The sequence below is a fragment of the Streptomyces sp. SID3343 genome, from assembly GCF_009865215.1.
Taxonomy (GTDB): Bacteria; Actinomycetota; Actinomycetes; order Streptomycetales; family Streptomycetaceae; genus Embleya.
Genome location: NZ_WWJX01000317.1, coordinates 1 through 1,754, shown reverse-complemented (window position 1 = coordinate 1,754; position 1,754 = coordinate 1). Strand labels below are relative to the sequence as shown.

Here is a 1,754-nt window from a genome sequence, read left to right as displayed (position 1 = left end):
GACGGCGCGGCGGGTCCGGCCCGCGACTTCGGTGACGGCGGTCGTGACGGTGGAGACGGCGGGTCCGGGGCCGGTGCGTGGGGCGACGACGCCTACCTCGACGAGCTGTTCGGGCCACGCCCGAGTACCGAGCAGGCACCCCCGGCCGGCGAACCGCCGCTCGCGGGCCGCTCGGCGCCCATTCCGCTCGACGACGACTCGATGTACGCCGGGCCACCGTTCGGCGGACCCTCGACCGACTTGCGGGATCCGCCCTCGGACGCGCCTGCGGGCCTGCTCCAGCTGATCGCCGGTGACCTGCTCCTGACCTTCGGCGGCCCCGACGGCACCGACGCCGTACCGATGCCCGCCGGCGACCGGCCGGCCAACCCGTCCCGGCTGCCCGGCTCGGCCCCCTCCGCCGCGTCGGCCCCGCTCGGCCGAGGAGTGGAGATCGCCGAGCTGACCGGCCTGCTGCGGCGCGGGACTTCGGTACGGATCGGCGGCCCGACCGCGATCGGGCGCACCACGCTGCTGCGCCACATGGCCTCGATCGATCCCGCTCAGGCACCCGGCGGCGTGCTCCTGCTCAACGGGCGGCGGCGCAGCCTCGACGATCTCCTCCAGCAGCTGCACGACGCAAGCTTCGGGGGCCGCCCGTATCGGCCGACACGTGCGCAGTCGGGCGCGATCCTGGCCGACGTCGCGGCCCTGGTGGTCGTCGACGACCTGGAGCTGCCTCAGGAGGACGTGGTCGAACTCCTGCGGGTGGCACCCGAATGCGCCTTCCTGATGGCCGGGCCCGAGGTCGTCGACCCGATCGTGCGGCGGGACTCGCCCCTGCACGAGATCACCCTCGGCGGCCTGCCCCAGGACGCGTCGTTCGACCTGTTGCGCAGCGCGGCCGGCCGCGAGTTGGACGACGAGGAACTCGCGTGGGCGTCCGCGCTGTGGTTCCAAGTGGGCGGCCACCCCGGCCGGTTCGTCCAGGCGGGTGCCCTCCTCGCGCGGCGCGAACGCGGCCGGACCGGCTACGGTCTGCTCGACGACGGCGCGGTGGACACCGCCGGCGAGTTGCCCTCGCCGGGCGAGCCGCGCCAGTTCGTGCCCCGGCTGGTACCGATGCTGTCCTCCTCGGCCCAGCAGGTACTGCGTCTGGCGTCCGCCCTGGACGGCGAACTGCCCGACCCCGTACACCTGCCGGCGCTGACCGGTGCGGTGGACGCGGTGGGCGCGGCCGACGAACTGGTCGACGCGGGCCTGGCCGTGCACGAGTACGGCCGGTACCGGCTCGCCGGCGGCACCTCCGACGCGGTCGCGGCGATAGTGCGCGGGCCCTCGTCGTGGGCGGTCGCGGCCATCCAGCACTTCACGTGGTGGGTCTCGCACCCGTCGGTCACCCCGGCCGACGTCGCGCGCGAGGCGGATCCGATCCTGGCCTGTCTGCGCGAGGCCGAGCGGTTGGGCAAGGCCGGCGCGGCGCGTGGTCTCGCTCGCGCGGCCGCGCCCGCGTTCGGCGCGTCCGCGCGCTGGGACGTGTGGGGCGAAGCGCTCGATCTGGGCCTGGCCTCGGCGCGTGACGCGGGCGCTGCCGCGGCGTCCGACCACGCGTGGTTTCGGCACGAGTTGGCGATCCTGGCGCTGTGCACGGGCGACTCGCAGAGCGCGCGCGAGGAGGCCGTGGCGGCCACCCGGATGCGCGACGTCGGCTCCGACAAGCGCGGGTTGGCGGCCGACCGGCGGGTGTTGGCGCTCGCGGGCGGCGATCGGCCCGC

General features: G+C 75.8%; 1 pseudogene. It reads left to right on the top strand.

Annotated elements, in window-relative coordinates:
• Positions 1 to 1,754, top strand: a pseudogene (locus tag GT354_RS10790) (hypothetical protein); the annotation flags it as partial.